Origin of the sequence: Micromonospora sp. ALFpr18c (assembly GCF_008868155.1) — a bacterium.
In the GTDB taxonomy this organism is placed as follows: Bacteria; Actinomycetota; Actinomycetes; order Mycobacteriales; family Micromonosporaceae; genus Micromonospora.
In genome coordinates this window covers 15,516-36,572 of sequence record NZ_WBKR01000026.1, presented here as the reverse complement: position 1 = coordinate 36,572, position 21,057 = coordinate 15,516, and the positions used below count along the sequence as shown (strand labels likewise).

Genomic DNA, 21,057 nt, shown 5'->3' with positions numbered 1-21,057 from the left:
GCGCCGCCATGTCGAGATCTCGACCCCGGCTCCGTCCCCGAGGTGAACGCGACCAGGATGGGTCGCAGCCGCACCGAGGAGAGACAGACGATGGCCAAGTACCTGCTGCTCAAGCACTACCGGGGCGCTCCGGCCGCGGTGAACGACGTGCCGATGGACCAGTGGACGCCGGAGGAGATCTCGGCGCACATCCAGTACATGAACGACTTCGCCGCCCGGCTCGAGCAGACCGGTGAGTTCGTCGACGGTCAGGCACTGGCGCCGGAGGGGACGTTCGTCCGGTACGACGGCGAGGGGAACCCGCCGGTCACCGACGGCCCGTTCGCCGAGACCAAGGACCTCATCGCCGGCTGGATGGTGATCGACGTCGACACGTACGAGCGGGCCGTCGAATTGGCCGGGGAGCTGTCGGCCGCCCCCGGGGCGGGCGGGAAGCCGATCCACGAGTGGCTCGAGCTGCGCCCGTTCCTCACCGAACCGCCCACCATCACGGAATGACCGCACAGCTGGACGAGGCTCTGCTGCGGAGCCTCACGCCGAGCGTGCTCGGGATCCTCGGCCGCCGCGGAGTCGACTTCGCGGCGGCCGAGGACGCCGTGCAGGACGCGCTGGTCGAGGCGGTCCGCGTCTGGCCGACCGACATGCCGCGGGATCCGAAGGGGTGGCTGGTGACCGTGGCGTGGCGCCGGTTCCTCGACGCGACCCGGGCGGACGCGGCCCGCCGACGGCGTGAGGTCCTCGTCGACGACGAGCCGGCACCCGGGCCCGCGCCGACCGTGGACGACACGTTGCAGCTCTACTTCCTGTGCGCCCACCCGTCGCTGACACCGTCGTCGGCGGTCGCGCTCACGCTGCGCGCCGTCGGCGGGCTGACCACGCGCCAGATCGCCCACGCCTACCTGGTGCCCGAGGCGACCATGGCGCAACGCATCAGTCGGGCCAAGCGCACCGTCTCCGGCGTGCGGTTCGACCAGCCCGGCGACGTCGCCACCGTGCTGCGCGTGCTCTACCTGGTCTTCAACGAGGGCTACTCCGGCGAGGTCGACCTCGCCGCCGAGGCCATCCGGCTCACCCGGCAACTCGCCGCCACGATCGACCATCCCGAGGTGGCGGGGCTGCTCGCCCTCATGCTGCTGCACCACGCCCGGCGCGCCACCCGTACCGCACCGGACGGCAGCCTCGTGCCGCTCGCCGAGCAGGACCGCCGCCGATGGGACACCGCGTCGATCGCCGAAGGCGTCCAGATCCTCCAGGCCGCCCTCGCCCGGGACCGGCTGGGCGAGTTCCAGGCGCAGGCCGCCATCGCCGCCCTCCACGCCGACGCGCCCACCGCCGAGGAGACCGACTGGGTGCAGATCGTCGAGTGGTACGACGAGCTCGCGCGGCTGACCGACAACCCGGTCGTACGGCTCAACCGCGCGGTGGCCGTCGGCGAGGCCGATGGACCGCGCGCCGGTCTGGCGGCGCTCGCGGCGCTGGACGACTCGCTGCCCCGCCACACGGCGGTGGCCGCGTACCTGCACGAGCGCGACGGCGACCTGGCGACGGCGGCGCGGTTGTACGTCGAGGCGGCCCGCAAGGCCCCCAACCTCGCCGAGCGCGACCACCTGACCCGTCAGGCCGCTCGGCTCAACACCAGCCGGCGCCGCTGACCGGCCACATCCGGGACCGGTCCCGATGCGCCGGCCCGCACCGCAGGGGTGGCCGGCGCATCGCCCGGTCGTTGCGGCTCCCCTACCAGGGCAAGTCCCCGGCCTCGTCCTGGAAGGTGCCGGTCGGGCCGTCCACGTCGAGGGTCGCCAGACGCACCACGGTCCGGGCGCTCTCCTGCGGGGAGCGTCCGCCGTCGAACCCCGCGGTCATGTCGGTGGCGGTGAAGCCGGGCTCAAGGGCGTTGAACTTGATCCCCGGCTGGGACTTGGCGTACTGGACGGTGAGCATGGTGGCTGCCGACTTGGACGCGGAGTAGAGCAGCGTGGGCAGGTGGAACTCCGGTCGGTCCGGGTTGTTCACCGCCCAGAACGACCCGGCGCTGCTCGACACGGTCACCACCGTCGGGTTCGAGGATCTGCGCAGCAGAGGGAGTGCCGCCTCGGTGACGCGCACGATGCCCACCGCGTTGGTGTCGAAGATCCGCAGGGCCGTGGGACCGTCGGCGACTCCGGTGTCGAGGATGCCGGCGTTGTGCACCAGGACGTCGAGCCGGCCCTCGGCCGCGTCGATGGTGGCCAGCGCGGCGCGCACCGATGCGTCGTCGGTCACGTCGAGCTGGACGAATCGGGCGCCGAGCGTTGCCGCGGCCTTCTCACCCCGCTCGACGTCGCGCGCACCGAGATAGACGACGTGCCCCAGCTCCAGTAGTTGGCGGGCGGTCTCGAACCCGATGCCCTTGTTGGCCCCGGTGATCAGAGTGACGGTCATGGGTGTCCTCCCCGAAATATGTGGCCCGACCGGGCCGTTGCGAAAGCTATGCGTGGCGCCTCGTTGCAACCAGAGCCCCGTCCAGCCTGGGGTGTGACAGACCCCCCTCTGTCCGCCCCACGGAGTGTCAGGCTGGCCTCGTGAGCGGGACGACGAATGCCCTCGGCGCGTACCTGCGTGCCCGGCGCGCACTGGTGACGCCCGCGCAGGCGGGCATCCCCGACGGTGGTGTGCGGCGTGTGCCGGGGCTGCGGCGCGAGGAGGTCGCCATGCTCGCCGGCATCAGCGCCGACTACTACCTGCGCCTGGAGCGGGGCCGTGACCGGCACCCGTCCGTGCAGGTGCTCGAGTCGCTGGCTCGTGTGCTGCACCTCGACGACGACCACCTGACCCACCTGCTGACGCTGGTCGCCGAGGTCCCCCGGCAGCGCGGACGCCGACCGCGCCGGGAGACCGTGCCGCCCGGCGCGCTCAAGCTCCTGGACTCCCTCGTCCAGCCCGCCTTCATCGAGGGGCGCTACTTCGACATCCTGGCCTCGAACGCCCTTGCCGAAGCGCTCTCGTCGCGCCTCGCCGTCGGGGGCAACCAGCTCAGAGACCTCTTCCTGGATCCGGCCGAGCAGGCTCTGTACCCGGACTGGAAGGACGTCACGGAGTGCCTCGTCGCGAACCTGCGACAGTCCGTCGGCACCGACGTCGACGATCCCCGGTTCGTCGAGATCACCAGGGAGCTGTCCCTGGCCAGCCCCCGGTTCCGCCAGCTGTGGGCCCGCCACGAGGTACGCGGACAGAGCGGGACGGCGCTGCGGATCAATCACCCGCAGATCGGGGAGCTGACCCTCAACCGGGAACGGCTCAGCATCGGCGGGGCCGAGAGTCTGATGCTCGTCGTGTACCACCCTGACGCCGGCTCCAGCGACGCCGACAAGCTGGCGCTCCTGGCCTCGGCCGGCCTACCCACGACAGGCCGTGGACACCGGCTCCAACAGACCACCACGTGACGAACGGCCGGGCCGTCCCCGGACGGCGGCGCGACTAGACTCGCCACCGGCGTCGATCCGGGGAGCGTGCGCGGGTGAGTTCGTCCCAGCTTCTCGTCACACTGGACCGCGACAGTCCGGTCCCGTTGCAGCAGCAACTCTGCGACCAGATCAGCGGATCCGTGCGGGCCGGTCGGCTGCGCCCCGGCGATCCGGTGCCGCCCAGCCGCGAGCTGGCGCACCAGCTCAGGGTCTCGCGGACGGTGGTGACCCGGGCTTACGAGCTGCTGCGGGCCAACGGGGTGCTCAGCTCGCGGCGTGGATCCGGCACGCGGGTCAGCGCCACCCTGACCGACGCCCCGCCACCCGCCCGGCGTGCCGCCCGCGTGGACCTGCGGCCCGAGCCCCCGCTGCCCACCGACGCCGGGAGTGCGTTGTGGAAGCCGTGGGAACCGGCGCCGATGCACCGATCGGACGGGACGTACGACTTCCGGCACGGCACTCCGGCGCTGGCCAGCTTCCCGGTGGCCCGGTGGCGGCAGTCGCTCGCCGACGCGGTGGGCCGGGCCGACGCGGTGGCGCTGGGCTACGGCCCGGCCGAGGGTTCGGCGTCGTTGCGTACCCAGATCACCGCGCTGGTGCGGCGCAGCCGGGCGCTCGACGCCCCCGCCGAGAACACGGTGGTGACCAGCGGCGCCACCCAGGCCATGGACATCCTGGTCCGGCTGCTCGTCGGGCCCGACGACGTGGTGGTCATCGAGGATCCGAGCCACACGGTGCTGCGGCAGATCTTCGGCTACTCGCGGGCCGCCGTGGTGCCGGTGCCGGTCGACGAGGAGGGCCTGCGGGTCGACGAGATCGACTGCCGGGTCCGCGCGCACGGCCTCGATCCGGCCCGGGTCCGTCTGGTCTACGTCACCCCGTCGCACCAGTTTCCGACCGGGTTCATCATGTCCGACCGGCGTCGACGAGCGCTGCTGTGCTGGGCCCGCGAACACGCGGCCACGGTGCTGGAGGACGACTACCACAACGAGTTCACCTTCGTCGAAAAGCGGCTGCCGTCGCTGGCCGCCGACCCGCAGGACGCGGACGTGGTCTACGTCGGCAGCTTCAGCAAGACCCTGTTCCCCTCCCTGCGCATCGGCTACGCGGTGTTGCCGCCGCACCTCGTCCGGCCGTTCCTCGGGGTCAAGTGGATCACCGACCGGCTGACGCCGACGCTGACCCAGGAGGCGTTGGCCGAGTTCATCGCCTCCGGCGCGTACGCCCGGCACATCGGCCGGATGGACCGCCTCTACCGGCAGCGGCGCGCCCGGCTGTTGGAGTCGCTGGACGAGCAGTTCGGCGCGGGGGTGCGCGTCTCCGGCACGGCGGCCGGACTGCACGTGCTGGTCACCTTCGCCGGCGCGCCCGACGCCGACGAGGCGGAGATCGTGCGCGCCGCCGCGGCGCACGGCGTCCGGGTTTACCCGGCGTCGGGCTACTTCGTCACCCGGCCCCCGACCGCACCGACTTTCCTGATCGGGTACGCGGCGCTGCCCGCCGCCCGGATCACCGAGGGTGTGGCTCTGCTGGCCGCCGCGCTGCGGGACGTGCCGGCTCGGTGAGGCGGGGTGGGCGTCAGCGACTGGCGGTGGCCGGCTCGGCGGGCGACGGCGCGGGCCGGGCGGCCGGTCGGATCCGCAGAGCCGCGAACGCGACCACGCCGACCACCGGGATCAGCAGGAGCAGCAGGAGGACCGGCCGGTGCCCCTGGGCCTGCCAGACGAAGCCGAGACCCATCGGCACGGCCAGCCGCGCGGAGCTGAGCACGACGGCGTTGAGGGCCATGAAGCTGCCGACGCGGTGCTCCGGAACATGGTCGGCGATGTAGGTGGGCACCACCACCGACGCGATGATCTCCCCGAGGGTCCAGACCACGGTGGAGAGCAGCACGGCGGGCAGCGAGAACGCGACCACCAGCACGGCCATCCCGGTGCCCCGGGTCCAGTTCGAGGCGGCACCACTCGCCCGCCAGGTTGATTCCCCGGCCGGCCTCGATGGCGGGGACGATCGACCCACCTCCGGCCCGGGCGGCCGCCTCGCCGAACACCAGCTCGCCGTCGTCGCGCAGGAAGAACTCCACGTGCGCCACACCGGTCCGCATCCCGAAGCCGCGCAGCACGGTGGCGTTGGCGGCCAGGATGCGGCGCTCCGCCGAGGTCAGATCGTGCTTACGGGAGACCGTGCCGCCGGGTTCGTCGCGGAACTCCAGCACCGAGTACGTGTAGCGGGAGAGCTGCTCGAAGACCACCTCGCCGCCGCGCAGCAACGAGTCGACGTGGTACTCGGCGCCCCGGACGTACTCCTCGACCCGGTAGTCGTGCCGGGCGTCGGCGATCAGCGGCCAGACCCGGGCCAGGTCCGCCGCGGAGTCCACCCGGTGGGTGTCGCCGCAGGCCCAGCCAGCGTACGGCTTGACCACCACGGGCCAGCCCACCTCGGCGGCGAACTCGGCGACCGCCCCCACCGTGTCCGGGCGGCACGAGCGGGCCACCGGCACACCCAGCTCGGTGGCCCGGCGGTGCATCACGTTCTTGTCCCGGAAGGCCAGCGCCTCCTCCGGGTCGAGCCCCGGGATCCCGTGGTCGCGCCGGCAGTACGCGGCGGTGAGCACGTCGCCCTCGAAGAGCGGGAAGATGCGTCGTACCGGATGCGTGGCGACGATCGTCGCCACCGTCGAGCGGACGGTGTCGGAGTCGTCGAGGTCGGCGTGATAGCAGGCCAGACCGGCGGCTTCGGCGGCCGGCTGCCCGGTCGGCAGCAGCGCGACGGTGGCCACACCCAGCTCGGTGGCGGCGGCGACCACGCTGCGGAACTGGGCCTCGTACCGGCCGGCAGCCGGCCGGTAGATCACCAGGATCGCGCGGTCCGGCACTGCCCTCGACACCCGGTCATCGACGCGCCTGGTGTCCGCACCGCCGCTGAGCTGGGTCATCGTGATCCTCGTGAAGGTCGGGTCCGCTGGTCGGTCCGACCGTACGCAGCACGACGACCTCCGGGTGTGTCCAATTCGGGGTGATCCGGTGAGGCCAATCCGGCGGTCGGCGGCGCGACGACCTCCGGGCCTGACCCCGGGCCGGTGCCGGCGTCCAGCGCGCGGCTGAGAAACCAGCGGGTCCCGCCACCGGCAGGCGGATCAGCGCCCGAATGCCAGGTAGATGCCCAGACCGAAGTTCCCGACCAGGATGATCGCGCCCACGACCGCGAACCACCGCTGCCACGCCGTCCACCGCACTGTCTTCTGGGCCTCGACGGCGACCGCCTCCTCCAACCGGACCGCCGCGATCCTGCCCCGCTCGTCGGCGTCCCGGCGACCCGAGGTCACGCTCGCGTTCGGGAGGGTGGCGTTGGCGCGCAACTCCTCGGTGAGGGCCTGCATGGCCCGGGTCATATCATCGATCGAACCGTTGATCTGCCGCAGGTGCTCATCGTGCCCCTGCAGGCGCTGCTCGATCCGGCCCTGCTCCTGAACAAACGACCCAGCACCCGACCGGCTTGTCACGTGACGTGAGCTGATCGCCCCACAAACGTCGGCACTGTGGCACTACCATCCACTCGCCTCGAACTGTGGTCCGATCGGGTCACGGCCGGGGTTTCGGTAGATGCGGTGCCCTCCTGGGTGCCCCTCCCCACCCCGAAGGAGTCGACACGTGCGGAAAGTACTCAGCACGCTCGTGGCGGTGCTGTTCATCGCCGGGTCCGCGCAGGTCGCGCACGCGGATGCGGGGCCGGTGACGAGAGCGACGTTGACGAGCGGGAACACCTTCTCCTCAAGGGTCGAGGAGCGTCTGCTGAGCAGGACGGTCACGCTCTCGGCCGGCGAGTCGCGGCACGTACGGGGCCGTCTCGAGGCGACGAGCAGCGTGACGCAGATCGTGGCGATGAACAACACGCTCAAGTGTGTGGACGCGGGCGGTGCCGTTGTCGGCACCACCTCGACGTCGTCCCGCAACCACGAGGGCTCGGACACCACGTACTACGCGACGCCCGGGCATCTGCCGATCTACGCCGACCTGCTGTTCACCGCACCGTCGGCCGGCACCTACACCTGCGGCCTCTACGGATACACGGCCTCCAGCTCGCTCACCGACTACTACCTGACCGCCGTCGCCACCAACACCTGGCTCGAGGTGAGCGACATCAACCAGGTGGGCGCGCGGTGGTGGCAGAACCCCTCCTGCAACAGCACCGGGACGTCCAGCACCTGCACCTACATCGGCGCGGGCACCTCCACGGCCTGGGTGTTCTACAACGACGGCACGCCCGTGTACAAGTGGAACGCCGCCAGCAACGCAACCAGCGTGCAGGCGCTGGCCAACCTCGAACTCACCACCTGCTACACGGGCACCGCCTCATGCAGCAGCAGCATCGACGCGTACGAGATGCCGCGCGGCACCAACGCTGTGGTGGATGTGCGCTTCGAGATGATCCAGCTCGACACGACGGCGCACACCTGTCGTACGACGAGCACGGCCACGTCCCGCAAGGCGATCCGCGACGACGCACACCACTACGTCGCGAACTTCGCCCTGTCCGGTATCCCGATCGACCCGACCTGCGGTACCCGCAGCTTCATCATGCGGATCTTCGTGCAGCATGTCTCCGGCAACCCGATCAAGATCGACGGCGTGCAGAGCACCACGTCGCTCACGAACGGCATCGCCATGAACATTTTCTGACGGGGCCCACCACCATCGACGCGGAGCTATACGATGCTGGCACCGTCCATTAAGGAGGCTCTATGCGGAGACGCATGGTGTTGATCTGCTGCGTAGTCACCACGATCGTGGTCACATCGTCCCCCGCCCAGGCGAACGAATCCACAGCCGGGCCAGCCCCGCAAACCGGCTTCGCCGCGGCCGTCGACGTCGAGGCAATGACCGCGCAGTTCCACCGGTTGGAAGCCGTTGCCGCCGCGCACCCCGACGGTGCGGGTGGCACCTACTTCGACGAGCAGACCGGGCAGCTGGTCGTCCGCCAGGTGCAGAACACCGAGGGCGACCGGCTGCGCTCCGCAGTGGGCTCGCGCTCGCGCCAGGCGGGAGAGGTCCCGGTCCGGTTCGAGACCACCGCGGTACCAATCAAGCGACTGGAAGCCGCAGTCGCGCGGTTGGAGAGTAGCCGCACCTGGGCTGGCTCCCACGCGGCCAGCGTTGACCGGGTCAAGCTGGACCGCCTCGCAGCACAGGTCGTCATCCACGCTTCTGGTGACGCGGACGCACTCGTCGCCGCCGCGGTCAGGGCCACGGGCGTGACGCCCCGGGTGTCGATCTCGAAGGCCGGGATCACGCCCGCCAGCCGCCGGGTCGACACCGCCCCCTACTACGGCGGGCTGGCCATGTTCAACTACAACGTGACCGCCGCGGGAGGCAATCCGCGTACGGTGGACGCGTACTGCACGACCGGCTTCCGGATGACTCGCGGAGGCACGAACAGCAACTGGGTGACGACCGCAGGGCACTGCGGCTCCAACGGCACCACCTTCTGGCACAACGGTGGTTGGAACCTCCGCGTCAGCTCGAACTACCTGAGCCTGGGCACGGACGTCTCCATGGTCGCCGGCGAGAACGGCGCCTACTTCAGCCGGTACTCCTGGTTCGGCGAGCGCGACGCGTCGACGGCCAACCCGGTCACGGCGAAGCTGACCGGCTGGCCCGCCGTCGGGTCCGCCGTCTACATCTCCGGCTCCAACGGCGGCCTGGTGTACGGCAGGGTCACCGACACCGGCAACACCGGGTGCACCGGTTCCCCGGTGGTCGAGGTCGACACCGTCACCGGGCACGCGCAGGACGGCCCCGTGCTCGGCGGTGACTCGGGCGGGCCGGTCACGAGGTGGAACTCCGCCACCTCAGCGACGAACGACCTCGTCGCCGAGGGCAGCATCACGTGCTCCGACCGCAGCAGTTACGCCGAGTTCGACCCGATCCACCGCATTGAGGCGGCGACCGGCGCCGTCGTCGTGGTCGCCGGCACCTGACACCACCCGTGCGGGCGGCGCGCTGACCAACGCCGCCCGCACACCCGCCCCTGCAAACCTCGCGATCACACAATCCGCGACCACACGCCGCGAGAACAGCCGGCCACGACCTGCTGGCCATCGGGCAAGCTTCCCGGAGGGCGAGGGCGTCGCCAGCCTCAGCGGGGGGTGCCGCCCGGTCGACCTCGGCCCGCTCCGGAGGCACGATGATCGATGCGCGGCGCCCGCACCACCGGGGAGGTGCCAGACCCGGGGCGGAAGTCCCGAGCCGCGCTGGCGACCATCTCGTCGGAATCGCCACCAAGCGCCTGCCGGATGTGCGGCGGGACCACCGCCGACGTCGCCATCGACATCCGCACCTGTACGGAGCGGTCATCAACCAGGCGGCGCAAATCCGCCTCTTCCAGTTCGAGCGCGAGCACCAGCGCGACGCGGACATCCACCGCGGGATCCTGGGCAAGTGCGCTGCGCTGGGCAGTGGTGGTCCGCGGGTTGCGGGCGAGCCCCTTGCGTACGCGTACGGTGCGATCGGCCATCAGGGCGGTGATCACGTCCGGGTCGTGGGTGTGGGTGGCGAGTCGTTCCCGTACCTCGGGTGAGACGTCGTTGACGAGCCGCGCGGCCAACTCGGGCTCCAGGTCGCGCGTCTCGGCGAGGAGACCGCGAAGCTCCTTGTCGGGGGCCTCCGTCATCACCCGGCGAATCGACTCGTCGCAGGCTGGGTTGCCGGCGACCGCCCAGCGGACCCACCGGTCGGCGTCCTTGACGAGGAGCAGGAGATTGCCGATCGAGGTCGAGGGATTTCTCGCCACGGCCTCTCGGACGTGACGATCATGATCCCGAGCCAGCGGTCGCAGTGCCTGCGCGGGCGCGTCCGTGCGGGATGCGACCGCCTTACGGACCACGGCCGACGGGTCGGACGCCAGGTCGATGAGGGTCATCTGTGCGGTCGTGGGGTCCTGCGCGACGACGAGCCGCATAGCGGCGCCGCCACCCGTCGCACCGTCCGTGGCGGCACCTGACGCACTGTGACGATTGGGCCCGCCGACGTCCTGTTGTTTCCCCATGGGCGCCATCATGTCACGAGCCGATTGGGGGACCGCGGGCGTGACCAGCGCTTACGACGGCGCCGCACCTGTGGCAGCCCATCTCCGGTCAGCACACATCGTCACCCCGCAGTGCCGATCCCATGCTCGGCCAGCCGGCGTACGCCTTCGCCGATGTCCATTTCCGGCCAGAGTTGGTGCGCGACCCAGTCCCGCCACGCGCGCGGCGGCTCATCGGCCTGGAAGTAGGCGATCCCCTCAGCCTCGTCCATGGGCGCGGCCTCCCACCAGTGCCACCACACCATCAGATGCCACTCACCGTCGCCCATGCGCCAGCCAATGCTGTACCGCTCGATCTGCGGGTGGGCTCGCCACGGCGGCAGGATCCGCCCGTGGGCATGGAGCTGTTCGCGTACGGCCGCGTCGAGGAGTGCGCGGGTCCGGTCGTCCATCGTTCGGTGCTCCTCAGCTCAGCTCTATCACGGGCCGGGTCAGGATCGCCGATGCTCAGCTCGTATGGGTTGAGCTGCGGGTGTTCATCGGCGTCCTGTTGGACGGTCAGCGAGGCGAGCGAGTCCTCGGGGGCGCGGAGTCGATCGACGGATTTCCCGGCCTCAGTGGGGGTTGGCCGCCAGGTGAGGCTTTGTGCTGGCTGGTGGCGGGTGCGCCTGACTGTCGCGCTGCCGGAGATTCGAGTCCTGCAAGGGACGCGAAGCCGTTCCAGGGGCCGAACGCGAGGCCGCTGTCCGGCCTCACGGTCCGCTGTCCCCTTCGGGAAGTCGGGGCACCGGTTGCGTGCGGGCCGAGGTCCTGTCGAGGAGCTTCTGCAGCCCTCGGCGGCGCCGTCCTGGCCGTAGCGGGGGCAACGGCCGGGTAGCCGCGCCTGGGATCGGACGCTGGCTCTCCTTGTGGGCTCTGGCCACTGGGAGGTGCTGTCTTCCCTCGTAAAAAGAAGTTCAATGCTTTCTGTACTAGGCCGGCTGACGCCACTGGTTCCAAGATGACGTGATGTCCCGGTTCAGGCGGCAGCAGGGGAGGTGTGCTGGCGATCGGTTCGAAGAAACCGTTGGCGTTCCTCCTCACCAACGGAAGGTTCTTTTCCGGCTGTTTCGGGTGGTCTGGCTGTGTCATGGGGACGACATCCTCCTCTATGCGATCTGCATCTTCAACGCGTAGCGTTGCGGAACGGTTCATTCCGATGCGTGTGTTGATGGAAGCTCGAGTGTGATTGTGCAGGCGAGGCAGGATCCGTGGTGAGGCTACGGCTCGACGCTTATCACTGCGGTACTGGGCTCGCATGCGGTGAACAGGTTGCGGTGGGCGCCGGTGGCGCGGCGGCGGCGGCCATCCGGCGTACCGCTTCGGTGATCAGCTCCGGCGCGGTGGCCAGATTCAGCCGGACGTGACCGGCGCCGCCGGCGCCGAAGGCCGTGCCGGAGTTGAGCGCCACCCGACCACGGTCGAGGAACACGGCGGCGGGGTCGTCGCCGAGACCCAGGGCGCGGCAGTCGAGCCAGGCGAGATAGGTGGCCTGACCGGGGCGGTAACGGATCGCCGGCAGGTGCTCGGCGAGCAGTGCGGCGAGGAGCCGGCGGTTGTCGTCCAGGCCGGTCAACAAGGCGTCGAGCCACTCGTCGCCGTCGCGAAAGGCGGCGGTGTGGGCGATCACGCCGAGATGGCTGGTGCTGACCATGGTGCCGAACGGGACGCGGGCGAGGTCCGCCGCCGCGGCCGGGCCGGCGATGAGCAGCGCACCGCGCAGGCCGGCCAGGTTCCACCCCTTGGAGGCGGACATCAGCGACAGGCCGTCCTCGGTGCCGGGGACCGAGAGGTACGGCACGAAGCGCGCTCCGCGGAGCACCACCGGAGCGTGGATCTCGTCGGCGATCACCCGCACCCCGTGGCGCCCGGCCATGCTGGCGACGGCGGCCAACTCGTCCCCGGTGTGCAGGACGCCGGTCGGGTTGTGCGGGCTGCACAGCAGGTACGCCGCCGGCCGCCCGTCGGCCCGCGCCTGCCGGAACGCGTCCTCCAGCGTGCCGATGTCGATCCGCAGGTCCGCGCCGAGCGGCGCCTCCACGATCCGGCGGCCGGCATGCGCCACGAACTCGTAGAACGGCGGGTAGACCGGGCAGTTGACGACCACCGCGTCCCCCGGCTCGGTGACCAGCCGCAGCGCCTCGACGACGCCGTGCATGACATCGGGCACCGCCGCGGTGCGCTCCACGGCCAGCCCGTCCCAACCCCACCGCCGCCGGGCGAACTCCGCCAGCGCCTGGGGGTACGCCGAGCCGGCCGTGTAGCCGGTGTCGCCGCGCGCGACGGCGTCGGTGATCGCCCGGACGACCGGGTCGGCCAGCGGTACATCCATCTCGGCCACCCACAGCGGCAGCACGTCGGCCGGATACTCCCGCCACTTGAGGCTCGTCCGTTGCCGGAGTTGGTCGATCGTGAGCTGGCGAAGGGGATTCACCGCGTCTCGGACGCCGCTCGGCAGGCCACTCATGGCCGAAGCCTATTGCGCCCCGACGCCTGGCGCGCCCCGTCGACCGCCTGCGCCGCCAGGCCGAGTACGCCGCGTCCTCACCGGGGCCACACAGCGGCGTTGACCGTCGGTGGCCAGCCGTTGAGCGCGTCGATCGCACGCACGAACCGCACGCACTGGTCGACGAACCCCGTTCCCGCGTCACTCAGTCGCAGCGCCTGGATCGCCGCCCGTGGATCGCTGACCGGAAACAGCTGAAGCTGGCATTCCTCGATCTGGCCGCCACCGCGAATGGCCGCCGCCAGCGTCACTGCCGCCCCGACGGTAACGCCCACGCAGGTCCGGTCCGGGGTGCACCACAGGACGGTTTGTGCGGGCTCATCGAACTCGGGACAGGCCGGGTACGCGCTGGTGTGCAGGGACGCGCCGTCGTCCTCGTCGCCCACCACGACGTGGTAGTCCGGGCCGGAGCGGGCGTAGTCGGGCCCCACCAGATCGGTGCCCACGATGGTCGTCTCCTGCTCGACCGGGGTCAGCACCCGACCCGGATCGACCAACCTCCCGCGGTCGTGCCGGCGGCCGGCACGTACGGCGATCACCGGCACCGGACAGCCGCCCAGCAGCTCGGTCAGGATCTCCCGGGTCGTCCTCACCAGAGCGGCGACGGAGAAGGCGACCGGCGTCGTTGCCTGCAGGTCCACGGACATGGATCCCCCATGGTCGGAGCCCGGAACAGTCTGGCACCCTCCGGCGGAGCCAGCTCGGACACTGCCGGCACGCGCGAGGAGGCTTCGCCTATCATCGGCCACCCGTGGCCGGCGGCGGGCCCGGGGAGGGAGCGGCAGTGACGTACGTGTCGGTCGAGGTCCCATCGCCCCTGAGCCAGTGCATCATCTTCTGCGAGGTCGTGTGTGTCCGCGGGTGCTGCGGGATCGACGCCGTCTCCACCGATCCCGCCCTCATCGGGGCGTGGTGCCGGCGGGTGGGCCCGGACGCGGTGCTCGAGGCTCGGCTTCAGCTCGCCGAGCTGATCGAGGTGGTCGAGGATCGCTCACAACGCGTCACGTCGACTTTCCTGAACCACCGCACGTACGACGATGCCGGGCGGCGTCAGTTGCTGGACTTCCTGGCCGCGTTCGAGGCGGGACTGGCGACCGCGGACGAGGCATGAGTGGTCCACGTGATGCGGACTGTCGTCAACTGACGCCTGGAAACGGCATCACCGTGGTGGACCTGGACCCAGGGCCCCGATTACGCCCCTTGCGCACCTGGCGAGGACGACTACGGCCCCACCGCAACGACGTCCCTCGATTATCCTCGATGCCGGACCCTGCGATTCCTCTAGGGAGGGCAAGGATGGCCGCGGACGAGGCAGCACCCCTGGGCGTCGACGTCTCCACCCCGAGCATCGCCCGGGTGTACGACTTCTTCGTCGGCGGCAAAGATCACTTCGCGGTCGACCGGATGGTCGCGCAGCGCGCGCTGGAGATCATGCCGGACGCGCAGGAGGCGGGGCGCGCGTGCCGGGCCCTGCTGCGCCGGGTGGTGCGTCATCTGGCGGCCGAGGCCGGCATCCGGCAGTTCCTCGACATCGGTTCGGGGCTACCCACCGAGACCAACGTGCACCAGGTCGCGCACGAGGTCGATCCGGCGGCGCGGGTCGTCTACGTCGACAACGATCCGTCGGTGCTGGTGCACGGGCACGCGCTGCTCGCCGGCGACGGCACCAGCGTGCTGATCGAGGCGGACATCCGCTCCCCCGAGACGATCCTCGGGCACGCCGTCGTGCGGGAGAGGCTCGACTTCACCCAACCGATCGGTCTGCTGCTCTTCTCGGTCCTGCACCATCTGAACGACGCGGAGGACCCGGGCGCGATCGCGGCGACCCTGCGCGACGCGCTGCCGCCCGGCAGCCATCTGGCGATCATTCATTTCTGGGATCCGGCCGAGGAGCATCCGGAGACGTCCGCGAAGGTGCGGGACGCCGAGCGGGTGTTCAACGAGAGCCTCGGCACCGGGCGCTGGCGCCGGCGTGCCGAGATCGAGGCGTTCTTCGGCGACTTCGAGCTGATCGAGCCGGGGCTGGTGCCGCTGGCCGAGTGGCGGCCCGACGGCGAGGCCGTAGCCGAGCAGAAGGACAGCTACCACACCATGCTCGCTGGGGTCGCCCGCAAGCGCTGACGCACGCGGCCGGGTGGCGGAACGTGAATCTCGCCTGACTCGACAATTCTCCCCCTAGGTTCGATGCGCAGGACGCAGCCGAACCGGGGAGAGACGTGGACAGTTATCCGGCGATCGAGGATCACGGACTCATCGGCGACCTGCAGACCGCCGCGCTGGTGACGTGTGACGGGACGGTCGACTGGTTCTGCGCACCGCGTTTCGACTCGCCGAGCATCTTCGCCGCCCTGTTGGACAAGGAGAAGGGCGGCTACTTCCGGATCGCGCCGCACGACGTGCGGTACGTGACCAAACAGCTCTACCTCCCCGGCACACCGATCCTGATCACCCGGTTCATCAGCGCCGACGGGGTGGCCGAGGTGATGGACTTCATGCCGGTCACCGGCGAGCGGGCCACCGACGCGCACCGTCTGGTCCGCATCGTCACCATGGTCCGGGGCAGCATGCGCTTCCGGGTGGAGTGCCGGCCGCGGTTCGACTACGCCCGCGAAGAGCATCGGTTGGAAACCCACCGCAACGGCTACGTCTTTCGCGGCCGGTCGACGTCGCTGACATTCAACCCGGTCGACCCGGCACGGCGGTTGATCTCCGAACGCGGCAGCATCCGCATTGAGGGCGGCGACCTCGTCGGGTACGGCACCCTGAACGAGGGCGACACCGGCGGGGTGGTCCTGGAGACTGCCGGCACCGAGCCGCGGATCATCCCGCCCGAGGAGATCCAGGGCATGTTCGAGTGGACCCGGGACTACTGGCGGCGCTGGCTCGAACGCTCCCGTTACACCGGCCGTTGGCGGGAGATGGTCGAGCGCTCCGCCATCACGTTGAAACTCATGACGTACGCGCCGACCGGCGCGATGATCGCGGCGCCCACCGCCGCGCTGCCCGAACTGGTGGGCGGCACCCGCAACTGGGACTACCGCTACACCTGGGTCCGGGACACGTCGTTCTCGGTGCACGCGCTGCTCGGCCTCGGCTTCACCGAGGAGGTCAGCCGGTACATGGACTGGCTGGACGAGCGGATCCGCGAGGCCGGCGACATGCAGGACCCCCTGAAGATCATGTACCGGGTGGACGGCTCCTCCGACCTGCACGAGGAGGTTCTCGATCACCTGGAGGGCTACCGCGGCTCGCGGCCGGTGCGGATCGGCAACGGTGCCGCCGACCAGCTCCAGCTCGACATCCACGGCGAGGCGCTCTACGCCATGCATCTCGCGGACGAGCAGGGTATCCGCGTCTCGCACCAGGTGTGGAAGAGCACCGTCCGGCTTGTCGACTGGCTCTGCGAGCACTGGGATCAGGCCGACGCCGGCATCTGGGAGAGCCGCCACCACCCCCGTAACTACACCTTCGGCCGGGTGATGTCCTGGGTCGCACTGGACCGGGCCGTCCGCCTGGCTCTTCGGACCGGCCGGCCCGGGAACGTCACCGGCTGGACCGAGCAACGCAACCACATCTACGACCAGGTCATGGCTCGCGGATACGACCGGGGCCGTGGCACGTTCGTGCAGGCGTACGACGAGAGCGTGCTGGACGCGGCCCTGCTCGCCATGCCGTCGGTCGGTTTCGTCACCCCGAGCGACCCCCTGTGGCAGTCCACGTTGGCGGCGATCGAACGCGAACTGGTCTCCGACAGCCTGGTCCACCGGTATGACCCGGTCCACTCCCCGGACGGGCTCCCCGGCCATGAGGGCACGTTCAACATGTGCACCTTCTGGTACGTCGAGGCGCTGGCCCGATCCGGCCGCCTCGACGACGCCCGACTCACGTTCGAGAAGATGTTCACCTTCAGCAACCACCTCGGCCTGTATGCCGAGGAGATCGCCGAGACCGGGGAGCAGATCGGCAACTACCCCCAGGCGTTCAGTCACCTCTCGTTGATCAACTCAGCGCTGACGCTCAACGACCTGCTCGACGAGGAGGCCGCCGCCCGCAGCCGCCGGTAGCGCGGGCCGGTCCCCGGGAAGGGCTTGACGCGTCGGCGTCCATCACGCATGGTCAACCTGCATCGACAGCTACGAATGTATCGACACGGGGAGGACTGATGAAGGTCTTCGTCACCACCGCCTCGGCGGCAGCCCTGCTGCTTCTGGCGACGAGCGGCGCAACTTACGGCCAGCCGGCGGCCGACGTGCCCTGCGCCGGGCAGATCCACCCGAACCCGGGGTTCGAGCGCGGCGCCACCGGCTGGACCGCCGGGCCCCGCATCGTCGTGGTCGGCGACGCGACCCGGCCCGCGCACACCGGCCACGCGTACGCCACCTTCGCGGGACTGGACGTGACGCGGGGCGATCTGCTGCGCACCACCGTCACCGTGCCGGCCACCTGCGACCTGACGGTCCGCTTCTCGGTGCGGACCACCACCACGGAAACCACCCGCGGTGACTACCTGAACGTCGGGATGGCGGTCACCGGGATACCTCCGAAGACGAGGTTCTCGCTGGCCTTCGACGGCGGGTCGCAGTGGCGTCAATACAGCATGTCGACCGGGACGGCGACGACCGAGCGCACCGCGACGGTCAGCTTCGTCGCCAGCGAGACGGCCGGCAACGGCACCACGGCCTTCGACGTCGACGACACGTCCTTCACGCTGAGCTGACCCCAGTCGCACCTGGGCGACCGGTGGCAGCCCGACGCCGCACGCCCCCGCGGGGCCGGCGGGTGGTTCCCGCCGGCCCCGCGGTCAGGGTCACCGTCCGTAGAGCTCGAATTCGTAGAGCGAGAACCCGTACGAGGTGGCCCGCTTGACCCCGTACACCCGAACGTAACGGGCGCTGACCGGGGCGAACGTGGCGTTGTCGACGCCGCCGTCGCCGGTGGTGGTGGCGAACACCGGCGTCCAGGAACTGCCGTCGCCGGAGACCTCGATCCGGTACGAGGTGGCGTGAGCGGATTCCCACCGCAGCACCGCCCGGCTGACGGTGCGGGCCGCGCCGAGGTCGACCCGGAGCCACTGGTTGTCGTTGTAACTGCTGGCCCACCGGCTGCCGAGGCTGCCGTCGACCGCCTTGCCCGGGGTGTAGCTGGTCAGGAACTGGGTGCTCGACGCGGTGGCCGGGCGGCCCTGGGCCAGGTTGGTGAGGTCGTCGCCCCGACGCGCCGGGAACGAGACGACCTGCTGGTAGGTGGGGCGGTTCTGCCAGGCGATCAGCGGGTGGGTGATGCCGCCCAGGCCGGACTGGGCGATCGAGTCGGCGCACCACTGGTCACCGGCCCCGCAGGACTTGTCGCCGGGATAGACCGTGCCGGCCGGCACCGTCGCGGCCTGGCCGAGCGCGTCGAGCAACGCCTGCCGGCAGGCGCCGAGGTTGCCGTTGCCGCAGTACGCGCGGCCCAGGCCGCCGGCCACCGGGTCGCCGAGCACGGTGCGCAGGTCCTTGTCGACGTAGCCCCACCAGCCGTGCTGGAACGACGAGCCCTTGTGCGCCTGCCCCTGCAACGCCCAGCTCACCGTGCCGTCACGGCCGCCGTTCTGGCCGCCGGACGGCGCCTCGTTCACCTCGATGGCATCGACCAGCGCGGCGTAGAGGTCCGGTCCGAGGCCGGGGCGGAACTCGGCCGAGGCCAGCAGCGGCCACCAGGCGTCGAAGATCCGAATGGCGTCGGCGTGCTGGTAGACCTTTGAGCCGGGGGCCGTCTCCACCCGTCGGGTGCCGGCCTGCTGCCAGGCCCGCAGCTTGCCGATCGCGTCGGCCAGCGCCGGGTCGGTGACCGGCGCGCTGTCCAGCACCCGCAGCAGCTCGCCGAGAACCTGCTGGCCGCGCAGGTCGGTCACCGCCGCGTCCGCCATGATCGTGACGACGTCGGCGCGGCCGAGCTTGCGCTGAGCGATCGCGGCGCGCACCGGGCCGTCGAGCAGCTGAGCCCGGTGTACGGAGCCGAAGCTGAAGTTGCCGTCGGCCGCGCCGAAGTCCTTCGCCTGCTTGTTGTTCCAGCTGACGTAGTAGTCCTGGTTGACCGACTGCGGATGGGCCGAAGCCGGGGTGTAGCTGGCGTCGTTGGTGTCCGGGTTCCAGCCGGCCCACTCGTACGCCGGCTCGGCCTTCGTCGGCAGATTCGGGTCGGCGCTGGCGGGTCGGACCGGGTTCGACCCGGAGTTGTAGTACGCCGCCTCCGTCGAGTTGACGTAGAACCAGTTGAACGCGTACCCGACGCTGGCCGCAGACGCCTGGAACGCCGCCGCGCTGCCCATCGCCGACGGGTCGTTGTACGCCTGGAAGCCGATCGCCGAGTCGGCCTCGTGCCGGTAGGTGGAGCGCAGCTTGGTGAACGCGGTCGGCTGCCCGTTCACCAACCCCCGGTACGCGACCAGCCCGTACTTCGTGCGCAGTGCGCGCAGCGTGTACGAGCCGGCCGGGGTGGAGTCGGCCAGCGTCGGCGACCAGGAGTTGCGCTGCTCCAACGCCTCCATGGCGACACACTGCCCGTGGTAGAGGTAGCGGTTGGTGCGCAGCGTCGGCGCGCTGCCGTCGGTGGTGCACAGCGGCACCGCGTACGTGTCGGTCAGGTCCTGGGAGGCGGAGGTGGCGCTCCACGCGTAGTCCTGGCCGCGGCCGAGCAGGACGTAAAGGTTCAGCCCGGCGAACGCGGCACCGCGGGCGCTGATCCCCGGCCCCTGCAGCTCCTGGAGCATGAGCAGTTGCGGGGCGAAGTAACCGGTCTGCGGGCCGAACACGGCCACCGGGTTGCCGGTGGTGGTGTGCCGCCCGGAGACCACCACGGCGTTGGACATGCCGTGCGCGCGCAGGTTGGCCAGGCCGCCGAGCAACCCCTGGGTGGCGGTGCTGCCGCCGGTGCGGGCGGCGGCACCGCCGCTGGCGTCGTAGGCGAGGGGTTCGGCGGTCACCGTGCCGGCGTCCGGAAGCACCGCGCCGGTCGCACCGGGTGGTGTCGCGCCGTACGGGAAGCTCTGCCCGTCGTGCAGCGTGAGCACCGTTTCCGGGTCGTTCTGTGAGCGGAACGCCTGCCAGACCCGGTCGCCCTCGGTGGCCCCGTACCTGGCTCGGGCGGCCACCCGGACCAGTGCGGACTGGATCTCGCTGCCGCCACCTCCGCCGAAGAGCCCGCCGACCACACCGGCGGTGGCGATCAGGTCGGTCATGGTGAAGTGCGTCGGTTTGCCGGCGCCGGCCAGCACGTACTCGCCGGGGTAGTTGTCGTCGGCGATCGACTTGTCGATGTAGGCGTTGATGCCGGCGATGTAGTCGACGACGTCGGTGTAGAGCTGCTGGCCCCGGGCGCCCTTGGTGCGCAGCGCCTCCACCTGGGCCTGCAGGTCCGCCTCCGAGTACGGCGAGTTGGCCCAGATGCTCTGCTCCAGCTCGCGGTTGCCGGGTGCGCCGCCGGCGAACGAGGTGAGCGTGCCGCGGCCGGCGTGGCGCAGCAGGTCCATCACCCAGAGCCGGTCCTGAGCCCCGGCGTAGCCCGCGCCGAACATGGTGCCGGCGCGGGTCGTGCCGGTGACGTGTGGGACGCCGGTGGCCTTGTCACGCACGATGGTGACGTCCGAGCGTGGCGACACGGTGCTCTCGACCTGGGCGGCGGGGACGCCGAACGAGGCGTCGTTGTAGAAGTGGGCGATCTGCTCGTCGGTCAGCCCGGCGTAGTTGTAGACCAGGTTCGCGTACTCGTCGAGCTGGTCGCTGGAGTGTGCCGGGCGGGTGCCGAGCGCCTGGTGGGCCAGGATGGCGACCAGCGTGGCGTTGCCGTTCTGCCCGGGAGGCAGGATGTCGGCGCACTGGCCGAGGCAGTAGTCGTCGGGGGTGAAGGTGGTGGCCGCGAGCGCCGGCGACGGCGGGGTGACCGTCAGGACGCTCGCGGTCAACGTGGCGGCGGTGAGCGCCGCGAGTCGGGCACGAACTGTGGGTCTGGGCATGGCGATCCTCCGGGGACGCGGAGTCGGGCCGTACGGTACGCCCGGCTGCCGGT

At 70.8% G+C, this 21,057-nt stretch carries 17 protein-coding genes and 1 pseudogene; 10 read left to right on the top strand and 8 right to left on the bottom strand.

The window, feature by feature from the left end:
• Positions 1–90: 90 nt before the first annotated feature.
• Complete coding sequence (locus F8271_RS07970) at positions 91–498, top strand: YciI family protein (RefSeq protein WP_151489002.1); 408 nt, start codon at positions 91–93, stop codon at positions 496–498.
• Positions 499–506: 8 nt separating this feature from the next.
• Positions 507–1,652 (top strand): RNA polymerase sigma factor, encoded by a 1,146-nt coding sequence (locus tag F8271_RS07965; protein ID WP_151489009.1) that lies wholly within the window; start codon positions 507–509, stop codon positions 1,650–1,652.
• Positions 1,653–1,734: 82 nt separating this feature from the next.
• On the opposite strand, the gene F8271_RS07960 is transcribed toward F8271_RS07965, so the two are convergent.
• Entirely contained in the window at positions 1,735–2,421 is a 687-nt protein-coding gene (locus F8271_RS07960) for an SDR family NAD(P)-dependent oxidoreductase (protein WP_151489001.1), read from the bottom strand.
• Positions 2,422–2,561: 140 nt separating this feature from the next.
• Between F8271_RS07960 and F8271_RS07955 the strand changes: the two genes are divergently transcribed.
• The gene (locus tag F8271_RS07955; protein ID WP_151489000.1) at positions 2,562–3,422 is read left to right on the top strand and encodes a helix-turn-helix domain-containing protein; all 861 of its coding nucleotides are present in this window, start codon (positions 2,562–2,564) and stop codon (positions 3,420–3,422) included.
• Between the two features lie 74 nt (positions 3,423–3,496).
• Positions 3,497–5,008, top strand: a complete 1,512-nt coding sequence (locus F8271_RS07950) for a PLP-dependent aminotransferase family protein (protein ID WP_151488999.1) — start codon at positions 3,497–3,499, stop codon at positions 5,006–5,008.
• Between the two features lie 452 nt (positions 5,009–5,460).
• On the opposite strand, the pseudogene F8271_RS34115 reads toward F8271_RS07950, so the two are convergent.
• Positions 5,461–5,970, bottom strand: a pseudogene (locus tag F8271_RS34115) (acetyl-CoA carboxylase biotin carboxylase subunit family protein); the annotation flags it as partial.
• A 609-nt stretch (positions 5,971–6,579) separates the two neighbouring features.
• Positions 6,580–6,945: a DUF2207 domain-containing protein gene (locus F8271_RS07935; protein ID WP_151488998.1), complete on the bottom strand. Its 366-nt coding sequence runs from the start codon at positions 6,943–6,945 to the stop codon at positions 6,580–6,582.
• 148 nt (positions 6,946–7,093) lie between these two features.
• Between F8271_RS07935 and F8271_RS07930 the strand changes: the two genes are divergently transcribed.
• Positions 7,094–8,122, top strand: a complete 1,029-nt coding sequence (locus F8271_RS07930) for a hypothetical protein (protein ID WP_225854245.1) — start codon at positions 7,094–7,096, stop codon at positions 8,120–8,122.
• A gap of 62 nt (positions 8,123–8,184) precedes the next feature.
• Positions 8,185–9,420, top strand: coding sequence for a hypothetical protein (locus F8271_RS07925; protein ID WP_151488997.1), 1,236 nt, complete (start codon positions 8,185–8,187; stop codon positions 9,418–9,420).
• 158 nt (positions 9,421–9,578) lie between these two features.
• Here the strand turns inward: F8271_RS07925 and F8271_RS07920 are convergent, their stop codons facing one another.
• The 4 genes from F8271_RS07920 to F8271_RS07905 form a co-directional block, all read right to left on the bottom strand.
• Entirely contained in the window at positions 9,579–10,361 is a 783-nt protein-coding gene (locus F8271_RS07920) for a DUF2336 domain-containing protein (RefSeq protein ID WP_151488996.1), read from the bottom strand.
• 227 nt (positions 10,362–10,588) lie between these two features.
• Complete coding sequence (locus F8271_RS07915) at positions 10,589–10,918, bottom strand: hypothetical protein (protein ID WP_225854243.1); 330 nt, start codon at positions 10,916–10,918, stop codon at positions 10,589–10,591.
• An 824-nt stretch (positions 10,919–11,742) separates the two neighbouring features.
• Complete coding sequence (locus F8271_RS07910) at positions 11,743–12,972, bottom strand: MalY/PatB family protein (protein WP_151488995.1); 1,230 nt, start codon at positions 12,970–12,972, stop codon at positions 11,743–11,745.
• Between the two features lie 77 nt (positions 12,973–13,049).
• Positions 13,050–13,652, bottom strand: a complete 603-nt coding sequence (locus tag F8271_RS07905; protein WP_225854242.1) for a hypothetical protein — start codon at positions 13,650–13,652, stop codon at positions 13,050–13,052.
• A 143-nt stretch (positions 13,653–13,795) separates the two neighbouring features.
• Here F8271_RS07905 and F8271_RS07900 point away from each other — a divergent pair, with 143 nt between their 5' ends.
• The 4 genes from F8271_RS07900 to F8271_RS07885 all read left to right on the top strand — a co-directional run bounded on the left by F8271_RS07900 (position 13,796) and on the right by F8271_RS07885 (position 17,728).
• Entirely contained in the window at positions 13,796–14,122 is a 327-nt protein-coding gene (locus F8271_RS07900; protein WP_151488993.1) for a DUF6331 family protein, read from the top strand.
• 185 nt (positions 14,123–14,307) lie between these two features.
• Complete coding sequence (locus F8271_RS07895; RefSeq protein WP_151488992.1) at positions 14,308–15,132, top strand: SAM-dependent methyltransferase; 825 nt, start codon at positions 14,308–14,310, stop codon at positions 15,130–15,132.
• A 95-nt stretch (positions 15,133–15,227) separates the two neighbouring features.
• Positions 15,228–17,075, top strand: coding sequence for a glycoside hydrolase family 15 protein (locus F8271_RS07890; protein WP_151488991.1), 1,848 nt, complete (start codon positions 15,228–15,230; stop codon positions 17,073–17,075).
• 98 nt (positions 17,076–17,173) lie between these two features.
• Complete coding sequence (locus F8271_RS07885) at positions 17,174–17,728, top strand: hypothetical protein (protein WP_151488990.1); 555 nt, start codon at positions 17,174–17,176, stop codon at positions 17,726–17,728.
• Positions 17,729–17,818: 90 nt separating this feature from the next.
• Here F8271_RS07885 and F8271_RS07880 read toward each other — a convergent pair whose 3' ends face one another.
• Complete coding sequence (locus F8271_RS07880; protein WP_151488989.1) at positions 17,819–21,004, bottom strand: penicillin acylase family protein; 3,186 nt, start codon at positions 21,002–21,004, stop codon at positions 17,819–17,821.
• Positions 21,005–21,057 lie beyond the last annotated feature (53 nt).

Coding starts and splice junctions, on each gene's coding strand:
- F8271_RS07915 (WP_225854243.1), bottom strand. CDS start 10,918: ATGGACGACCGGACCCGCGCACTCCTCGACGCGGCCGTACGCGAACAG.
- F8271_RS07920 (WP_151488996.1), bottom strand. CDS start 10,361: ATGACCCTCATCGACCTGGCGTCCGACCCGTCGGCCGTGGTCCGTAAG.
- F8271_RS07895 (WP_151488992.1), top strand. CDS start 14,308: ATGGCCGCGGACGAGGCAGCACCCCTGGGCGTCGACGTCTCCACCCCG.
- F8271_RS07970 (WP_151489002.1), top strand. CDS start 91: ATGGCCAAGTACCTGCTGCTCAAGCACTACCGGGGCGCTCCGGCCGCG.
- F8271_RS07960 (WP_151489001.1), bottom strand. CDS start 2,421: ATGACCGTCACTCTGATCACCGGGGCCAACAAGGGCATCGGGTTCGAG.
- F8271_RS07910 (WP_151488995.1), bottom strand. CDS start 12,972: ATGAGTGGCCTGCCGAGCGGCGTCCGAGACGCGGTGAATCCCCTTCGC.
- F8271_RS07925 (WP_151488997.1), top strand. CDS start 8,185: ATGCGGAGACGCATGGTGTTGATCTGCTGCGTAGTCACCACGATCGTG.
- F8271_RS07880 (WP_151488989.1), bottom strand. CDS start 21,004: ATGCCCAGACCCACAGTTCGTGCCCGACTCGCGGCGCTCACCGCCGCC.
- F8271_RS07885 (WP_151488990.1), top strand. CDS start 17,174: ATGAAGGTCTTCGTCACCACCGCCTCGGCGGCAGCCCTGCTGCTTCTG.